At 40.4% G+C, this 19,810-nt stretch carries 10 protein-coding genes; 7 read left to right on the top strand and 3 right to left on the bottom strand.

What is annotated here, in order from left to right; all coding sequences use genetic code 11:
- The coding region (locus IC221_RS25990) for a hypothetical protein (protein WP_188171738.1) at positions 1–7,811 on the bottom strand (7,811 nt) is incomplete at its 3' end.
- Between the two features lie 40 nt (positions 7,812–7,851).
- Entirely contained in the window at positions 7,852–8,340 is a 489-nt protein-coding gene (locus tag IC221_RS25985) for a T9SS type A sorting domain-containing protein (RefSeq protein WP_188171737.1), read from the bottom strand.
- Positions 8,341–8,657: 317 nt separating this feature from the next.
- On the opposite strand from IC221_RS25985, the gene IC221_RS25980 reads away from it, so the two are divergent.
- The gene (locus IC221_RS25980; protein WP_188171736.1) at positions 8,658–10,181 is read left to right on the top strand and encodes an Ig-like domain repeat protein; all 1,524 of its coding nucleotides are present in this window, start codon (positions 8,658–8,660) and stop codon (positions 10,179–10,181) included.
- A 35-nt stretch (positions 10,182–10,216) separates the two neighbouring features.
- Here IC221_RS25980 and IC221_RS25975 read toward each other — a convergent pair whose 3' ends face one another.
- Positions 10,217–11,734, bottom strand: a complete 1,518-nt coding sequence (locus IC221_RS25975) for an MFS transporter (protein WP_188171735.1) — start codon at positions 11,732–11,734, stop codon at positions 10,217–10,219.
- Between the two features lie 297 nt (positions 11,735–12,031).
- On the opposite strand from IC221_RS25975, the gene IC221_RS25970 reads away from it, so the two are divergent.
- The 6 genes from IC221_RS25970 (at position 12,032) to priA (ending at position 19,651) form a co-directional block, all read left to right on the top strand.
- Positions 12,032–13,036, top strand: a complete 1,005-nt coding sequence (locus tag IC221_RS25970) for an XdhC family protein (RefSeq protein WP_188171734.1) — start codon at positions 12,032–12,034, stop codon at positions 13,034–13,036.
- Positions 13,029–13,616, top strand: coding sequence for an NTP transferase domain-containing protein (locus tag IC221_RS25965; protein WP_188171733.1), 588 nt, complete (start codon positions 13,029–13,031; stop codon positions 13,614–13,616). The genes IC221_RS25970 and IC221_RS25965 overlap by 8 nt, the downstream gene beginning before the upstream one ends.
- Positions 13,617–13,655: 39 nt before the next feature.
- Positions 13,656–14,114: a (2Fe-2S)-binding protein gene (locus IC221_RS25960; protein WP_188171732.1), complete on the top strand. Its 459-nt coding sequence runs from the start codon at positions 13,656–13,658 to the stop codon at positions 14,112–14,114.
- Between the two features lie 2 nt (positions 14,115–14,116).
- Positions 14,117–16,219, top strand: coding sequence for a molybdopterin cofactor-binding domain-containing protein (locus IC221_RS25955; RefSeq protein WP_188171731.1), 2,103 nt, complete (start codon positions 14,117–14,119; stop codon positions 16,217–16,219).
- A gap of 221 nt (positions 16,220–16,440) precedes the next feature.
- The gene (gene tsaB / locus IC221_RS25950; protein WP_223241500.1) at positions 16,441–17,115 is read left to right on the top strand and encodes a tRNA (adenosine(37)-N6)-threonylcarbamoyltransferase complex dimerization subunit type 1 TsaB; all 675 of its coding nucleotides are present in this window, start codon (positions 16,441–16,443) and stop codon (positions 17,113–17,115) included.
- A 31-nt stretch (positions 17,116–17,146) separates the two neighbouring features.
- Entirely contained in the window at positions 17,147–19,651 is a 2,505-nt protein-coding gene (priA, locus tag IC221_RS25945) for a primosomal protein N' (protein WP_188171730.1), read from the top strand.
- Positions 19,652–19,810: the final 159 nt, after the last annotated feature.

The raw sequence follows: 19,810 nt of genomic DNA, 5'->3' as shown, positions 1-19,810 counted from the left end.
TGTTCACCCTGCTCACCAGTTTCACCTTTTAATGATGATAACCACTCTGACTCACTGCCTTCAAAACCATTACTTACAGCTATTGCATAAGCGGATGATCCATCTGCACCATTTGCTCCAGTGGCACCCGTCTCACCTTGTTCACCCTGCTCACCAGTTTCACCTTTTAATGATGATAACCACTCTGACTCACTGCCTTCAAAACCATTACTTACGGCGATCGCATAAGCAGATGAACCATCAATACCATTTGATCCTGCAGCGCCGGTCTCACCTTGTTCACCCTGCTCACCAGTTTCACCTTTTAATGATGATAACCACTCTGACTCACTACCTTCAAAACCATTACTTACAGCTATCGCATAAGCAGATGAACCATCAATACCATTTGCTCCTGAGGCGCCGGTCTCACCTTGTTCTCCCTGCTCACCCGTTTCACCTTTTAAAGATGATAACCACTCCGACTCACTGCCTTCAAAGCCATTACTTACGGCTATTGCATATGCAGATGAACCATCAATACCATTTAAACCTGGAGCGCCGGTCTCACCTTTTAAAGACGATAACCACTCCGATTCACTGCCTTCAAAGCCATTACTTACTGCGATCGCATAAGCAGATGAACCGTCAATACCATTGGCTCCTGAGGCGCCGGTCTCACCTTGTTCTCCCTGCTCTCCAGTTTCACCTTTTAAAGATGATAACCACTCCGACTCACTGCCTTCAAAGCCATTACTTACTGCGATCGAATAAGCGGATGATCCGTCAATACCATTGGCTCCTGCGACACCAGTCTCACCTTGCTCACCTTGTTCGCCCTGTTCACCAGTTTCGCCTTTTAAAGACGATAACCACTCTGACTCACTACCTTCAAAGCCATTATTTACAGCTATCGAATAAGCGGAAGAGCCATTAACTCCATTTAAACCTGGAGCACCAGTCTCGCCTTGCTCGCCTTTTTCACCTTTTTCACCTTGCTCTCCCTGCTCACCAGTATCACCTTTTAAGGATGATAACCACTCCGATTCACTACCTTTAAATCCATTATTTACAGCTATCGCATAAGCGGATGAACCATTAATTCCATTTAAACCTGGGGCGCCGGTCTCACCTTGCTCACCAGTTTCGCCTTTTAACGACGATAACCATTCAGACTCACTACCTTCGAAACCATTACTAACAGCTATAGCATAAGCAGATGAGCCATTAATTCCATTTAAACCTGGGGCGCCGGTCTCACCTTGTTCTCCCTTATCACCAGTTTCGCCTTTTAAAGATGATAACCACTCCGACTCACTACCTTCAAAGCCATTATTTACAGCTATAGCATAAGCGGATGATCCATCTGTACCATTTGCTCCAGTGGCACCCGTCTCACCTTGCTCGCCTTGTTCTCCCTGATCACCAGTTTCACCTTTTAAAGATAATAACCACTCTGACTCACTACCTTCAAAGCCATTACTTACTGCTATCGAATAAGCGGAAGAGCCATCAATACCATTCGCTCCTGCAGCGCCGGTCTCACCTTGTTCACCCTTATCACCAGTTTCGCCTTTTAAAGACGATAACCACTCCGATTCACTACCTTCAAAACCATTATTTACAGCTATCGAATAAGCGGAAGAACCATCAACGCCATTTAAACCAGCAGCACCGGTCTCACCCTTTTCGCCTTGTTCACCCTTATCACCAGTTTCACCTTTTAATGATGATAACCATTCTGACTCACTGCCTTCAAATCCATTACTTACAGCTATCGAATAAGCGGATGAGCCATTGGCTCCAGAAGCGCCAGTCTCACCTTGCTCACCCGTTTCGCCTTTTAAAGATGACAACCATTCTGACTCACTACCTTCAAAGCCATTACTTACAGCAATAGCATAAGCAGATGAGCCGTCAATACCATTGGCGCCTGCGACACCGGTATCACCTTGCTCACCCTTTTCGCCTGGTTCTCCCTGATCACCAGTTTCGCCTTTTAAAGATGATAACCACTCTGACTCACTACCTTCAAAGCCATTACTTACTGCGATCGCATAAGCAGAGGAACCATCAATACCATTGGCTCCTGCGACACCGGTATCACCTTGCTCACCCTTTTCGCCTGGTTCTCCCTTATCACCAGTTTCTCCTTTTAATGATGATAACCATTCTGACTCACTACCTTCAAAACCATTATTTACGGCTATTGCATATGCTGATGAACCATCAATACCATTGGCTCCAGTCGCACCGGTCTCACCTTGTTCTCCCTGCTCGCCAGTTTCACCTTTTAAAGATGATATCCACTCCGACTCACTGCCTTCAAAACCATTAATTACTGCGATCGCATAAGCAGAGGAACCATCAATACCATTTGTTCCGGCAGCACCGATCTTACCTTGCTCACCCTGCTCGCCAGTTTCGCCTTTTAAAGATGATAACCACTCTGACTCACTGCCTTCAAAACCATTACTTACTGCGATCGCATAAGCAGAGGAACCATTAATTCCATTTGCTCCATTGGCACCGGTCTCACCTTGCTCACCTTTTTCGCCTTTTAAAGATGATAACCACTCTGTCTCACTACCTTCAAAGCCATTATTTACAGCTATTGCATATGCAGAGGAGCCATCAATACCATTGGCTCCGGCGGCGCCGGTCTTACCTTGCTCTCCGGTTTCACCTTTTAAAGATGATAACCACTCTGACTCACTGCCTTCAAAACCATTATTTACAGCTATTGCATATGCAGATGAACCATCAATACCATTGGCTCCGGCAGCGCCGGTCTCACCTTGCTCGCCCTGTTCGCCTTTTAAAGACGATAACCATTCTGATTCACTACCTTCAAAACCATTACTTACAGCTATTACATAAGCAGAGGAGCCATCAATACCATTTAAACCAGGAGCACCAGTCTCACCCTGTTCGCCCTGCTCGCCAGTTTCACCTTTTAATGATGATAGCCACTCTGACTCACTACCTTCAAAGCCATTACTTACGGCTATCGCATAAGCGGATGAACCGTCAATACCGTTGGCTCCGGCAGCGCCAGTCTCACCTTGCTCACCCTGTTCCCCTTGTTCTCCCTGCTCACCCGTTTCACCTTTTAAAGACGATAACCACTCCGATTCACTGCCTTCAAAGCCATTACTTACTGCGATCGCATAAGCAGATGAACCGTCAATACCATTGGCTCCTGAGGCGCCGGTCTCACCTTGTTCTCCCTGCTCTCCAGTTTCACCTTTTAAAGATGATAACCACTCCGACTCACTGCCTTCAAAGCCATTACTTACTGCGATCGAATAAGCGGATGATCCGTCAATACCATTGGCTCCTGCGGCACCAGTCTCACCTTGCTCACCTTGTTCGCCCTGTTCACCAGTTTCGCCTTTTAAAGACGATAACCACTCCGACTCACTACCTTCAAATCCATTACTTACAGCTATAGCATAAGCGGATAATCCGTCAATACCATTGGATCCGGCGGCACCGGTCTCTCCCTGATCACCAGTATCGCCTTTTAAAGACGATAACCACTCCGACTCACTGCCTTCAAATCCATTACTTACAGCTACCGAATAAGCAGAAGAGCCATCAACACCATTGGCTCCAGCAGCTCCCGTCTCACCTTGCTCACCAGTTTCACCTTTTAATGATGATAACCACTCCGACTCACTACCTTCAAATCCATTACTTACAGCTATAGCATAAGCGGAAGAGCCATCAACGCCATTGGATCCGGCAGCACCAGTCTCACCTTGTTCTCCTTGTTCTCCCTTCTCGCCAGTTTCGCCTTTTAAAGATGATAACCACTCTGACTCACTACCTTCAAATCCATTATTTACAGCTATCGCATAAGCGGATGAACCATTAATTCCATTTAAACCTGGGGCGCCGGTCTCACCTTGCTTACCCTGTTCTCCCTGCTCGCCAGTTTCACCTTTTAAAGACGATAACCACTCAGACTCACTGCCTTCAAAACCATTACTTAAAGCTATAGCATAAGCAGAAGAACCATTAATTCCATTTAAACCTGGAGCGCCGGCCTCACCTTGCTTACCCTGTTCTCCTTTTTCACCCTTCTCACCGGTTTTACCTTTTAACGATGATAACCACTCAGACTCACTACCTTCAAAGCCATTACTTACGGCGATCGCATATGCAGAGGAACCATCAATACCATTTGATCCAGCAGCGCCGGTCTCGCCTTGCTCGCCCTTTTCTCCTTGTTTTCCCTGCTCACCAGTTTCACCTTTTAAAGATGATAACCACTCTGACTCACTGCCTTCAAAACCATTATTTACAGCTATTGCATATGCAGATGAACCATCAATACCATTGGCTCCTGTAGCACCCGTCTCACCTTGCTCGCCCTGTTCGCCTTTTAAAGACGATAACCATTCTGATTCACTACCTTCAAAACCATTACTTACAGCTATAGCATAAGCGGAGGAGCCATCAATACCATTTACTCCTGCAGCGCCGGTCTCACCTTGTTCACCCTGCTCACCAGTTTCACCTTTTAATGATGATAACCACTCTGACTCACTACCTTCAAAACCATTACTTACAGCTATCGCATAAGCAGATGAACCATCAATACCATTTGCTCCTGAGGCGCCGGTCTCACCTTGTTCTCCCTGCTCTCCAGTTTCACCTTTTAAAGATGATAACCACTCAGACTCACTACCTTCAAAGCCATTACTTACGGCTATTGCATATGCAGAGGAACCATCAATACCATTTAAACCTGAAGCGCCGGTCTCACCTTGCTCGCCCTGCTCACCCGTTTCACCTTTTAAAGACGATAACCACTCCGATTCACTGCCTTCAAAGCCATTATTTACAGCTATTGCATATGCAGAGGAGCCATCAATACCATTTGTTCCGGCAGCACCGGTCTCACCCTGTTCCCCCTGCTCACCAGTTTCACCTTTTAAAGATGATAACCACTCAGACTCGCTACCTTCAAAGCCATTATTTACAGCTATTGCATATACAGAGGAGCCATCAATACCATTGGCTCCTGCGGCGCCGGTCTCACCTTGCTCGCCCTGTTCGCCTTTTAAAGATGATAACCACTCTGACTCACTGCCTTCAAAACCATTATTTACAGCTATTGCATATGCAGATGAACCATCAATACCATTGGCTCCTGTAGCACCCGTCTCACCTTGCTCGCCCTGTTCGCCTTTTAAAGACGATAACCACTCCGATTCACTGCCTTCAAAGCCATTATTTACAGCTATTGCATATGCAGATGAACCATCAATACCATTGGCTCCGGCAGCGCCGGTCTCACCTTGCTCGCCCTGTTCGCCTTTTAAAGACGATAACCATTCTGATTCACTACCTTCAAAACCATTACTTACAGCTATTACATAAGCAGAGGAGCCATCAATACCATTTAAACCAGGAGCACCAGTCTCACCTTGCTCACCCTGTTCGCCCTGCTCGCCAGTTTCACCTTTTAAGGATGATAGCCACTCTGATTCACTACCTTCAAAGCCATTACTTACGGCTATCGCATAAGTGGATGAACCGTCAATACCATTGGCTCCGGCAGCGCCGGTCTCACCTTGCTCACCCGTTTCACCTTTTAAAGACGATAACCACTCCGATTCACTGCCTTCAAAGCCATTACTTACGGCTATTGCATATGCAGAGGAGCCATTAATTCCATTTAAACCTGGGGCACCGGTCTCACCTTGCTCGCCCTTCTCTCCTTCTTCTCCCTGCTCGCCTGTTTCGCCTTTTAAAGATGATAGCCACTCTGACTCACTGCCTTCAAAGCCATTACTTACTGCGATCGCATAAGCAGAGGAACCGTCAATACCATTGGCTCCGGCAGCGCCGGTCTCACCTTGTTCTCCGGTTTCACCTTTTAAAGATGATAACCACTCTGACTCACTGCCTTCAAAACCATTACTTACAGCTATTGCATAAGCAGAGGAGCCATCAATACCATTTAAACCAGGAGCACCAGTCTCACCTTGCTCACCCTGTTCGCCCTGCTCGCCAGTTTCACCTTTTAAGGATGATAGCCACTCTGACTCACTACCTTCAAAGCCATTACTTACGGCTATCGCATAAGCGGATGAACCGTCAATACCATTGGCTCCGGCAGCGCCGGTCTCACCTTGCTCACCCTGTTCGCCCTGCTCGCCAGTTTCACCTTTTAATGATGATAGCCACTCTGACTCACTACCTTCAAAGCCATTACTTACTGCGATCGCATAAGCAGAGGAACCGTCAATACCATTGGCTCCGGCAGCGCCGGTCTCACCTTGCTCACCCTGTTCCCCTTGTTCCCCTTGTTCGCCCTGCTCACCCGTTTCACCTTTTAAAGACGATAACCACTCCGATTCACTGCCTTCAAAGCCATTACTTACGGCTATCGAATAAGCAGATGAACCGTCAATACCATTGGCTCCGGCGGCGCCGGTCTCACCCTGTTCTCCTTGTTCACCTTTCTCGCCAGTTTCGCCTTTTAAAGACGATAACCACTCTGACTCACTACCTTCAAATCCATTACTTACAGCTATCGAATAAGCGGATGATCCGTCAATACCATTGGATCCGGCGGCGCCGGTCTCTCCTTGTTCACCCTGCTCTCCAGTTTCACCTTTTAAAGACGATAACCACTCCGATTCACTACCTTCAAAGCCATTATTTACAGCTATCGAATAAGCGGAAGAACCATCAAGACCATTTGCACCTGAGGCGCCGGTCTCTCCTTGTTCTCCCTTCTCGCCAGTTTCACCTTTCAAAGATGATAACCACTCTGACTCACTGCCTTCAAATCCATTACTTACAGCTATCGCATAAGCAGAAGAACCATTAATTCCATTTAAACCTGGGGCGCCGGTCTCACCTTGCTCACCCTGTTCTCCTTTTTCACCTTGTTCTCCCTGCTCGCCAGTTTCACCTTTCAAAGATGATAACCACTCCGATTCACTACCTTCAAATCCATTACTTACAGCTATCGAATAAGCGGAAGAGCCATCAATACCATTGGCTCCAGCGGCGCCGGTCTCACCTTGCTCGCCCTGTTCACCTTGTTCTCCCTTATCACCAGTTTCACCTTTTAAGGACGATAACCATTCTGACTCACTACCTTCAAAGCCATTACTTAAAGCTATCGAATAAGCGGATGATCCGTCTTCACCATCTTTTGCTTCTTTCAATGAAGTCACCCATTCTTCTTCCGTACCTTCAAAACCATTTATGAGCGCCAACTCATAAGCCGACAATCCTCTATCACCCTGTAAACTAGGGGTTGTATACCATGTACCATCACTAAAGTTGAATGTAAACTTACCATCTCCTTCATAGATAGTCGATACAATGCCAACTCCGTCTGCTCCATCTTCACCTTTTTCTCCATCTGCTCCATCTTCTCCATCAATTCCTTTTACAGTATTCCCTGCCCTTTCAGCATATAAAGCATATGGGACACTCATCATTTGAGATATTGTGGTAATGGAATAATCCTCACCACCATTAGGATCTATTTCTGATTTGATATAATAGATATCAGCTCCCCAATCAATTTCGGAGAATGTTCCAATGACTTGACCACCATTACCAACTGCCAGCGTCAATAAACCTGAAGTATTGGTCGATGGAAAATGAATTTCACTGTAAACCGATGTACCTGAAATATCACCTTGAATGATACTTATTCTGACACTTACATCTTGGCTTTTAATTAATTCTCCATCGGCGTCTCGCACAACGGCTTGGTAACTCATATAATGTGGAACTTGGGCATAGGTCGCCCAACTTACCACAAAGAGGGTAAGTAGAATGTAGATTGATTTCATAGTTGATGTTATTGAGATGAATGTTAGGGATCTGATTTGTTTAATTCTTCACCACTTTAAAGGTTTTCACAACCGCACTCTCGTGAAAAACCTGTACTAAATATATACCGGACGGGTATGGTTCTAACGGAAGTTTAGACTCATACCTAAACTGATCTATTTTAAATAATTCTTTCCCTTCTGCTGTATGTAAAGAGGCACTTAGCATTTTAGGGGAAGGTGTTTTTAAAGTTAGAAAATGAGTAACAGGATTTGGAAATGCATTCATTTCTAAATCACTTGTTAAGTCCCAATTTGAGGTTGGAAGTTTTATTTCTGAAATTTCATAGGGCTGTAAGACTCCTTCGTGTACAGTATAACTGAGGTTTTCACCCATTTGGACAAAAACTTGACCTACAGAAGTCGTTACACTATTCGAATTGTTTGATACTGTAGCACCAGATACATTGAGCGTCGATTGAGCTTGTAGAATCAAAGAAAATAAACAGAAAAAAACAGTAAGAGTAACATGAGTATATTTAATCATCATAGTAAAATAACCGTAGCTAATTTAGTAGAAAGTCTATTTCGGGTGCTCAAATATCCCCTTTTTAATATGAAAAAACAACATGCATACTAGTATTTTGAACTTTATTCCACCACTTCAAAATATTTTCGTAACATCTTTATTAACTGTAATTTACATTTCTTAAATTGCCCTCGACTAAGAAGCGTGTTTAAAATCTCTACTTTATAAATACACACCCTTTCAAAATGATGATTTTTCCTCGTAATACTAGAACTGATCATTCATTTCTATAATGTTACCGAGGACAAACCTACTCTAACATATCTCTGTTTTGTCTTATGAAACTTCTAACTAAAGTTGTTCTTTTCGTTATTACTTTATCATGTGTTTTTTCTTGTATTGCTTTAGACGATGAATTTTTTCCGACGGTAAGCAATAATATTATTCCTGATAAAGTCTATTATTATTATGACTCTATTCACGTCAATGTGATGTTTAGAGATAACGCATTGATTCAAGAAACGAATGTAAAAGTCGCTTTACTAGAACAAAATGGAATGGAAAGTAATACAGTTGCTTTTACCTTTGATAGCACCTACAGTAATGTTGCGACAAGATTGTTGAAGTTTGATTCTACTTTTATTGTTCCCTTGAATGCAGAAACTGGTAAGTATCTATTAGAAACGACTAATAAGGACGCTAGTAATAATTATACAAAAGACACAACTTATTTTTACATAGATACTGACACTACATCACCTTCCATTGAGCAATTTTCTGTTCGATCTACAAATGAAAAAAATACCATTGATAATCAGTTTTGCAAAGGAGATGTTGTTGAAGTGAATGCTCTTGTAACGGATAATATAGAATTGTATAGAGTAGGTGTTGCTTTTGATGAAGGTGAAACCATCTATTTTGATACAGAAGGTCGATCAACAGGAATAGGTACTTTACTTCAAAATGAAATTTCGATACCAAGCGATATCAGCAATGGCACTCATCAATTTAAATTATTGATTGAAGATATTTATGGTAATACAACAATGTTGAGCGAGACCATCAGTATAGAATGTGAGAATGACCCTGCCGAACTTATTTCAGTAGTGGAAGAGTCTGGTAAAGATGTACCTTCCAATGGTATCATCCCTTTAAACCCTGGTGAACAATTTAACCTGACCAGTCTAATTTTTGAAGATACTGGAGGTTTGGATTCCGCCCGATTAGAAGTTACTCGTTATCAAGGTGAAAATGATCCTATTGTAGAAACTCCCATCGATGTCGATTTAGAAAGTGCTATTGAAACGGATCTATCAGAGCTATTTAGTGACTATCTTTCCTTTGGTTTCGATAAAATCGAGACAAATGAAGGGGACCTAATTGAAGTAAGTATTAAAATAAAAGATCTAAATCAGACTTGGGAAAATGCATCTTCTTTCAATTTTTCTCTACAATCTAAAAAGGATGAAAAGCCAGAAATAGTCGTTCATCACTTAGTCATCAATGGAGTGAATACTGAAGTGGATCCCGATGAGGAATACGACCTCACTGATCTACTTCTTGAAAATCAGAATTTGCAAATTGGGATTGATGGTGTTATCAACGAAGAGGTTGGATTGGCCTCTGTTCGATACTCCTTTGAAAGTGATCATAGAAGTATTCAGTCTTTTGGGAGAATCATTAACTTATCAGAAGAAGAACTTACTTTCCCTGTATCTATAGAAGAAGTGATAGCAACCACCTTTCCTATCAACTATAATGAACACTTAGATGGAAAAATCACCTACAATCTTGAAATCACTGTCACGGATCTTAAAGGACAAACAGATGCTATTAATTTTATATTGAGTGCTGATTACTAAACTATTTATCGTTTTGGGTTTAAACACCTCTGCTTTTAGTCCTGATTCTTAATGGTCAAAAAACTTATCAGACTTGAAAGCAATGCTAACAACATCGCTATTATTACTACACCATCAAAAGACGACACAAAGGCCTCTTTATAAATTTGTTGGGCTTGAAGGGCTGTTTCTTTATCCAATGACAATGGTGGTTTTGCTGCCGTGAAATCTTCTGCTTCCTCAATTAATAATTCTTGAGCTCTTTGTTCAATCCCCAAAGTTTCTACTTTTTCAATCACTTCGCCTTTAAAAGAAAATAAAGCAAAAGCTCCTAACAAAGCAATAGCCAAAACACTTGCTGCTCTTGCTACTGTATTGTTGATTCCTGAAGCAACACCAATATTGGCTTCATTTACAGATCCCATCACGGCCGTAGTAAGTGGGGCCACCACAATTCCCATCCCTATCCCAATCAATAAAAAAGGAAGCATAAACGTACTCCAATAGGAAGACGCTCCTTCTGAAATTCCAATTAAAGTAAATGTAAAATACCCTGCCGCTACAATCAATGGTCCAATGATCAAGGGTAAACGATAACCCTTTTGATCAATATATTTACCCATAAGTGGAGAAATAGTAGCAATACAAATAATGATAGGCAGCATCGATAAACCTGCTTTTACTTCACTATATCCTTGAATTTGAATGAGATTTAAAGGCACAAAAAATAAAGCTCCACTCATCGCCATATACAAAAATAAGGTCATCAGATTCGCTCCTGTAAAGGTTTTGGATTGGAATAAAGAGAGTGGCATCATTGGATTTCGAATTCTTTTTTGGCTGTAAGTAAAAATGATCAATGTTGTAATTCCTATACCTACACTCATCAAAATCACGGGATGTTGAAAACCTAAATCCGATGACTCTGTAAAACCAAATGTAACTCCAGCCAACCCTAAAGTCACTAATACAGCTCCTACAACATCCAACTTTTTAGCACTAGCATTTTTTGATTCTGGCACTTTATAAAGTAGGCCGAAAAACACAAAAATAGAAAGTGGAATATTCAGGAAAAAGATAACTCTCCAATACCCCATACCTGCTAACCATCCTCCTAAAATAGGGCCTATGATTCCCATCAAGGCACTAAAAGTGGACCATAAACCAATGGCTTTTCCTCTGTTTTCATTGTTAAAATGCGCTGACAATATGGATAAGCTTCCGGGGGTTAATAACGCTCCCCCTATTCCTTGAAAACCTCTAGCGACTAACAATTGGGAGGCATTCTGAGCTAGTCCACACACCAAAGATGAAATGGAAAATAAAACTAATCCAATCAGAAAAATTCGGTTTCTCCCATAAAGATCTCCTAATGCCCCACCTACCATTAATAACGCTGAAAGAAAAAGAGCATAACCATTGATCACCCATAACAATTGTGTCCCTGTTAATTCCATTTCTTTTTGTAGTGCAGGCAAAGCTACATTCAGTGCAGAACCATCAATAAAAACAAGGCTTGAAGCCATTATTGTGGTGATTAATGTCCATTTTTGAGTAGTAGAATAGGAGCTCATAGTGTTGATTTGAAATTGATTAGAATGAAAAATAGCAATTGGAATAGATTGATGATCTATTGGGTAAAAACTGTATACCCTACTAAAGATAAAACTTATAAATTATATTAATAAAATTGAAAATGTTCGATCTATTTTACTTTATAAGTATATTAGTTGCAGCACATGTAAGTACTAGCCATAAGTACACAAAAGATGTAATGGGAGTAAAAGATAGAGTGCAATCGTTATCTTCATCTCCATTCCACTTTTTTAAACCTTTTCGGCTTAGGTCATTATCCTTCTTAACTTTTATCAATGATTCACGAACTTAAAGATATCGTCTACTCTTCCTATTACGCTCAACAACAACAAATCAAAACTGTACTCATATCAGTAGTTGGCTTGAATGGTTCTTCCTACCGTAAACCGGGGGTAAGAATGCTACTTTGGGAAAATAATAAAATGATCGGTGCAATAAGTGGTGGGTGTGTTGAAAAAGAAATGATAAGACAAGCTCAAAGTGTTTTCAAAAGCGGCCTTTCTAAAGTAATAGAATATGATGGGCGTTTCAGGTTAGGATGCGAAGGCGTATTAAAAATTCTGATTGAACCCTTTCATGTCAACCAAGAACAATTGGATCAATTTCAAAAAACTTTAGACAAAAGAGAAATCATTACGATAGAGAGTTATTATTCGGAACAGTCTTCTTTAATGGGTAAAAGTAGTTCTCTCATTTTGGGTCAAAGGGATTCAATCTATGGCCAACCCTTTACCTTCAATCTTTCATTCGAGAAATATCAACAAACACTTTCTCCGGAGTTTCAACTCTTTATTTTCGGAGCAGAACATGATGCTAAGGCACTTTGTCAATTTGCAGCATTGACGGGATGGAATGTACAAATCATTGATTCTTTAAAAGGGACGGCTGATGTCACAGATTTTCCTGGAGCAAAGAACTTAGTCCGTTTGAATGAAGACGATATACAACAGCTCTGTATTGATGAAAATACAGCAGTAGTCGTAATGACCCACAGTTTTGTCAAAGATTTGGCCTATCTATTACAGCTGCATAAAAAAAAGTTCGCCTATTTGGGTGTCTTGGGAGCGAAAAAGAGGATTGGAAAACTGATGGATCAGATGATAGAATTTAATCCTACTATCGACACTGAGTTTTTGGGTGCTATTCATAGTCCTTGTGGGCTAGACATTGGAAGTATTACCCCTCAAGAAATTAGTATTTCTATTATCGCAGAAATCATATCTGTTTGTAGAGGAAAAGTTCCAGATTCACTTTCATATAAAGCGTTGAACAATGCATAGAGCAGTTTTACTACTTTGTGCTGGAAATTCTAAGAGGTTAGGCAGACCAAAGCAACTTTTGGAATGGGATGGAAAAAGTATTTTAGAACACATTATCCATCAGGTACAACCCTTGGATGTTCCAATTTTCGGAGTTACAGGAGGGTATCAAGCTGAAATTGCTCCCGTCCTTCAAAAAAATAATATACAAGAATTCTTCTGTTCAGAATGGGAATTAGGAATGGGAGAAAGTATTCGGTTTGGCATTCAATCCATTTTAAAACAAAAACCGGATACACAAAAAATCATGATAACACTAAGTGATATGCCTTTAGTGGGAAAATCACATTTTGAAGCACTTTGGCATCAATCAGAAACTTCAAAAATTGTTATCAGTCAATTTCAAAAAGTAAAAGGAGTACCAGTCGTTTTTGATTGCTCTTTCTTTCCTGCACTTATGCAGCTCAGCGGAGATCAAGGAGCAAAACCATTGATACAAAAACACTTTAATGAAGTGAATATTCTTTCCTCTGAGCAACCTTTTTTTGACGTTGACACTGAAGAAGATTATCAGAAGTTATTAACTTTTTCTTCTAACTAAAAATAAGGCACAAAGAACAAACAATTATTATAAATAACTATGAAATTCGATTTAAAAATCAACAAAAAAAACTACTCTGTTGATGTAGAAGATGGCACACCTTTGCTTTGGGTGTTGAGAGATGAATTGGAATTAGTGGGAACAAAGTTTGGATGCGGAATTGGTGAATGTGGAGCCTGTACTGTACATATTGACGGTAAAGCAGAACGCAGCTGTCAGCAAATGGTTGAGCTTGTAGAAGGAAAAGAAATCACTACTATTGAAGGACTTTCTGAAAACGGAGATCACCCAGTACAAGAAGCTTGGGAGACCATTGATGTTCCACAATGCGGCTATTGCCAAAGTGGACAAATGATGACTGCATCTGCATTATTGATGAAAAACCCATCACCTTCCAATCAAGAAATCAGAATGGCAATGAATGGTAACATCTGCCGTTGTGCCTCTTATAATCGAATTGAAAAAGCCGTTGCTTTAGCAGCTGAGAAAATAAAATAACCATGAGCAATACATTCAACCGTAGAAACTTTCTGAAACTCTCACTTCTTGCAGGAGGAGGAATGCTAATTGGTATTGGCTGTAATGAAAGTGACGAGCAAACTGCCAAAATGCCCGTTTCTATTGAAGATCTTGATTTCACAAGCTTCAATGCTTACATAGAAATGGCAACGAACGGTATGGTCAAAATTTACTCTCCAAACCCTGAAATTGGACAAGGTGTAAAAACAGCCATGCCTATGATTGTTGCTGAAGAATTAGATATTCCATGGGAAAAAGTACACGTAGCACAAGCACCATTAAGTAATGATTTTAACCGTCAGGTAGCTGGGGGTAGTCAATCAATACGTAAAAGTTTCCCTGGGTTAAGAAATGCAGGGGCGGCTGTAAAACTAATGTTTTTAACGGCGGCAGCTAAAAAATGGGGTGTTGAGGTCGAAAGCCTAAAAGCGTCACAAGGAGTGATTTCATCTAATGATGGGAAGAAAATCAATTATGAAGAAGTGATTACAGAAGCCGCTAAATTACCGATTCCTGAAAATGCCCCTCTCAAAAAAGTAGAAGATTTCACATTAATTGGTAAAGCCATTAATAATGTAGATATCAAACCTATTATTACAGGAAAGCCTCTTTATGGTGTCGATTATAAAGAAAAAGGCATGAAATACGCTGCGGTAGCACGCCCTCCATTTGGAGCTTCTTTAAAGTCGGTCGATGATACTGAAGCGAAAGCCGTCAAAGGAGTTGAACAAGTCATTCAATTCAAGAATAAAGTGGCTGTAATCGCTACCAGTACTTGGGCAGCATTCAAAGGAAAGTCAAAATTGAACATCGAATGGGGCAACCTCCAAGATGACGAAAATACAGATTTGTTTGATCAACAAATGAATCAATTACTCCGAAAAAATAAATTGGAGGAAAAAGTTAAAAGTGGAAACGTTGCGAAGGCTAGAAATGAGGCGGATCAAATCATTGAGAAAACCTACGAAGCACCTTTTTTACCGCATAGCACCATGGAACCTATGAACTTTTTTGCTGATGTAACAGATCAAAAAATAAGATTAGTAGGCCCCACTCAAGTTCCTCGAAGTTCTGCTAATGTAGTGGCAAAACTTTTGGATAGAAACGTCGAAGATGTAACGGTCGAAATGACTAGAATGGGCGGTGGTTTTGGTAGAAGGTTGAGCACTGACTTTGTAGAAGATGCCGCAATGGTTTCCCACCTTGCCAAAGCTCCTATCAAATTAATGTATACTCGTGAAGACGATATGGCTATCGGTCAATATAGACCAAAGGTGAAATATAAAATTACAGCATCCGTCAAAAATGGTCAATTGACAAGCTATGAACTCAAAGAGGCGATTGTCAATAACCGAGGAATGGGCAAAGGAATTGCTCGATTCTTCCCTTTTGGTGCAGTAGATCATTATTCCGCTACTTCTGCCAGTGTCCCTGCTGATGTAACAACACTATGGTGGAGAGCTCCTATTACGAACTTCTTAGGATTTGCCACTGAATGTTTCATGGATGAATTAGCCATTATTTTACAAAAAGATCCTATTGATTTACGTTTGGAATTACTTGAAAAAGCAAAAGGGAAAAAGACACCTTATAATGCTGAACGTATGCAAAAAACCATTCAATTGGTCAAAGAAAAATCGAATTGGGGAAAAGCGGAAAAAGGTATTTATCAAGGCTTTTCATGCTACTACAGTCACAATAGTTATGTAGCTGAAGTATGTGACATGGAAATAATTGATGGAAAACCTGTTGCCAAACGTTTCTATGCGAGTGTAGACTGTGGAATTGTCATCAATAGATCAGGTGCTAAGAATCAAATCGAAGGTGCTATTTTAGATGGTATTGGTCATGCCATGTATGGCAATATGGAATTGAAAGATGGCATTGCTCAATCTCAAAATTATGACAAATACAAGCTCATCCGAATGATGGATACTCTGGTCATAGAAACCTACTTTGTGGATAGCAATGAGGCTCCTACGGGACTGGGCGAGCCAGGTATGCCACCTTCTGGTGCAGCTTATGCCAACGCTTACATGAAGGCAACCGGCAAACGAATGTTGAAACAACCATTCTTCGGTTAAAAAATATACTGAGAAGGAAGAGGTCTTTAAAACGGTCTCTTCCTTTTGTCTTTTTGACCTCTCTCCAAAAATATTACCTCCGAATTTTATTTAATTATTTCAAACCACTCTTCTATCTTATGGATAAGTGTAGTTACTTTGTATTTAGATGAAAGAGAACTACCAAAAGAAGTTTTCATTCCTATACATTTAAAAGTTCGAGGATTTAAATACAAATCGGTTTGATTTTAAGCATAGATACTTCCACTACTGTTTGTTCAGTAGCATTACATACATTAGAAGGTGCATTGGTTTCTTATTATGAACAGCATATTGACAAGTCTCATTCTGAGTATTTGGCTGTCATGATTCAGAATGTAACTGACAATGCAGGCATTGAAATGTCAGAGTTGAAAGCCGTTGCAGTCTCTGAAGGACCAGGTTCTTATACTGGATTAAGAATTGGAGCTTCTACGGCAAAAGGACTATGCTATACTTTGGATATTCCGCTGATGGGTGTGAGTACTTTAGAATCTATGGCTTTACAAGTTTCTTATTCCACTGATGAAGAGGACCTGATCTGCCCAATGCTAGACGCCCGAAGAATGGAAGTATACACTGCTTTATATTCTTCAAAGATGGAAGAAAAACTTTCTCCTCAACCTATGATCATGGATGAGAACAGTTTATCAGAATACACGGATCGTTTGGTTTACTTTGGAAATGGTGCTGAAAAATGTGTTCCCCTATTTGAAGGAAGGTCTACTAAACTGATTCAGAATATTGTGCCTTCTGCTCAATACATTGGTGAATTGGCCATTGAGCTTTACAAGAAAGAAGCCTTTAAGGATGTTGCATATTGGGAACCTGAATATTTGAAGGAATTCCAAGCTACAACTCCAAGAAAACGTTTATAATTCTACTTTTTACAGCTCATCATCCGCTTTCATGTCTCTATTTGAAGAAAAACATCAATTCGCAGAAATCATTCTTCCAGTTCCTGTACCAAAGACCTTTTGCTATTTTATTTCCCCTGCTTGGGATTTAGAAGTAATGGTAGGTCAACGTGTCTTAGTGGAATTCGGTAACCGAAAGGTTTATACTGGAATTATTGCAGAGATACATCAAAATAGACCTGAAGGATATGATCCAAAACCTATTCTTGAACTTTTAGAAGATACACCTTCTGTCACTCCAGATCAAATAAAACTTTGGAAATGGATTGCAGAATATTATATGTGTTCGATCGGGGATGTGATGAATATTGCACTACCTTCAGGCCTAAAACTGAGTAGTCAATCCTTTATTCAATTACACCCCAACTTCATTATAGATGATCATTTAGAAATGCTCACGGACCGTGAGTTTACTTTTCTAAAATTACTCGAAAAAGAACAAACTATACCTTACAGCAATGTAGGTTCATTATTGGAATTAAAGAACCCTTATAAAGCTGTAAAGGAATTGATTGCTAAGGAGGCTATTCTTTTAATCGAAAAAATTAAAGAAAAGTATAAGCCGAAGATGGAAAAAAGAATCCGTCTTCATCAGAGTTTAGTAGATAATACAGCACTTTTGGATGGCGTTTTTGAGATTATAGCCAAAAAAGCCAAACAAGAAGATGCTTTATTGAAATACCTCTCAATGGTACCGGTTTATGAAGACCCCATGACCAATTATCATGGCGTCAGTAAAAGAGAACTGATTCACGAAAACAAACCTTTGTCAGCAAGTTCAGTAGGTACGATGACCAAGAACGGAATTTTTGAAGAGTTTGAAAGACAAGTTCCTCGATTTGAGTTGAGTATTGCGGATAAAATGATGCCTACACCTCAACTTTCTGAAGCTCAAAATGAATGCCTCCAAAAAGTAGTGACTGGCCTCAATGAAAAAGGCACGTGTTTACTACACGGCGTTACTGGTAGTGGTAAAACGGAGATCTATCTACAACTGATTCAAAATGTTATTGAAAATGGCTCACAAGCTTTATTTTTAATTCCTGAAATAGCACTAACGAGTCAATTAGTACGACGATTAAAAGTTTACTTTGGTGATGTTTTGGGAATTTATCATTCAAAATTCTCTGACAATGAACGAGTAGAAACCTGGAAAGGTGTACAAGAAGGGCAATATCAAGTGATTGTCGGTACTCGTGCTTCTTTATTTCTTCCGTTTACTGATTTGGAGTTAATTGTGGTAGATGAAGAACACGATTCTTCTTATAAATCACAAGATAAAATGCCAAGATATCAAGGTAGAGATGTCGCAATGGTTCTTGCTCATCTTCATCATGCTAAAGTAATCTTGGGATCAGCAACTCCGTCATTGGAATCTTTTTACTTGGCGGTCAAAAAGAAATATGCTTACGCTGCCTTAACCGAAAGATACGGCGGTGCAAAGCTTCCTGAAATAAAAATCATCGACATCAAAAAAATGCGGAAACAACGCAAAATGAAAGATGAGTTTTCAGATGATTTACTACAAGCCGTTCATCAAACCACAGAAGAAGGACATCAGGCTATTTTATTCCAAAACCGAAGAGGCTACTCTCCTTATGTCAGTTGTGAAACATGCGGCTGGGTACCTGAATGTCCCAGTTGTGCCGTAAATTTGACCTATCATATTTATAAAAATGAATTGAGATGTCACTATTGCGGTTATAAAGAACATGTACCTAAAACATGTGTCAACTGCGGAAGTACTCACCTCAAAACCGTAGGGGTAGGTACACAAAAAATTGAGGAAAGCTTGAAAACCTATCTAACCGATCTGAGAGTGGGAAGAATGGATTTAGATTCTACAAGAAGAAAGCATAGCTATGAACAAATTCTCACTGACTTTGAAAAAGGACACCTTGATGTTTTAGTCGGCACGCAAATGATCACCAAAGGTTTAGACTTTGGTAACGTAAGAGTGGTAGGTATTTTGGATGCCGATCGTTTACTACATTTCCCTGATTTCAGAGCTCATGAGAGAGCATTCCAATTACTCACACAAGTAAGTGGTAGGGCCGGCAGAAGAGGTAAAGAAGGTACAGTAATTCTTCAAACGACAACGCCCGATGAAACTCTTTTTGCCAAAGTAGCAAGACACGATTATGCTAATTTCTACCGAAAAGAAATTCAAGAACGCCAACAATATCACTACCCACCTTTCACTCGACTGATCCGACTTACGGTAAGAAGTGAAAAGCAAGATCTCACGCGTGAGTCAGCGGAATGGCTCGCACAACGCTTGTCACATTGGATTGGAGCCAACAGAATTCTTGGACCTCAAGAGCCGATTATCAATAAAATCAGAAACTTTTACCTGTCCGAGATTCTGATCAAGCTAGAACGTGAAAACTTCGATATCAAAAATGCCAAACGCTTGATTCAGCATGCTATTCAAAATTTGCATGAAGAAAAACTATTTAAGAGAGTTTGGGTGAATATCGATGTGGACCCAGCTTAAAAGAAAAGCCACCTCCACAAGAGGTAGCTTTAGCTATTAAATTATCGTTTTATTCTAATGTACTAACTATTTAATTAGAAGTATGTATTAAGTCAAAAATAGATCATTGTTAATTCTCATTTATTTTTTGTGAGTACAACGCTAAAAAACGTATGAATA

Origin of the sequence: Flammeovirga sp. EKP202 (assembly GCF_014534745.1) — a bacterium.
Taxonomy (GTDB): Bacteria; Bacteroidota; Bacteroidia; order Cytophagales; family Flammeovirgaceae; genus Flammeovirga.
The sequence above is the reverse complement of the archived record's forward strand: the minus strand, read 5'-3'. Positions and strand labels throughout refer to the sequence as shown.

Coding starts and splice junctions, on each gene's coding strand:
- IC221_RS25985 (WP_188171737.1), bottom strand. CDS start 8,340: ATGATGATTAAATATACTCATGTTACTCTTACTGTTTTTTTCTGTTTA.
- IC221_RS25980 (WP_188171736.1), top strand. CDS start 8,658: ATGAAACTTCTAACTAAAGTTGTTCTTTTCGTTATTACTTTATCATGT.
- IC221_RS25975 (WP_188171735.1), bottom strand. CDS start 11,734: ATGAGCTCCTATTCTACTACTCAAAAATGGACATTAATCACCACAATA.
- IC221_RS25970 (WP_188171734.1), top strand. CDS start 12,032: ATGATTCACGAACTTAAAGATATCGTCTACTCTTCCTATTACGCTCAA.
- IC221_RS25965 (WP_188171733.1), top strand. CDS start 13,029: ATGCATAGAGCAGTTTTACTACTTTGTGCTGGAAATTCTAAGAGGTTA.
- IC221_RS25960 (WP_188171732.1), top strand. CDS start 13,656: ATGAAATTCGATTTAAAAATCAACAAAAAAAACTACTCTGTTGATGTA.
- IC221_RS25955 (WP_188171731.1), top strand. CDS start 14,117: ATGAGCAATACATTCAACCGTAGAAACTTTCTGAAACTCTCACTTCTT.
- priA (WP_188171730.1), top strand. CDS start 17,147: ATGTCTCTATTTGAAGAAAAACATCAATTCGCAGAAATCATTCTTCCA.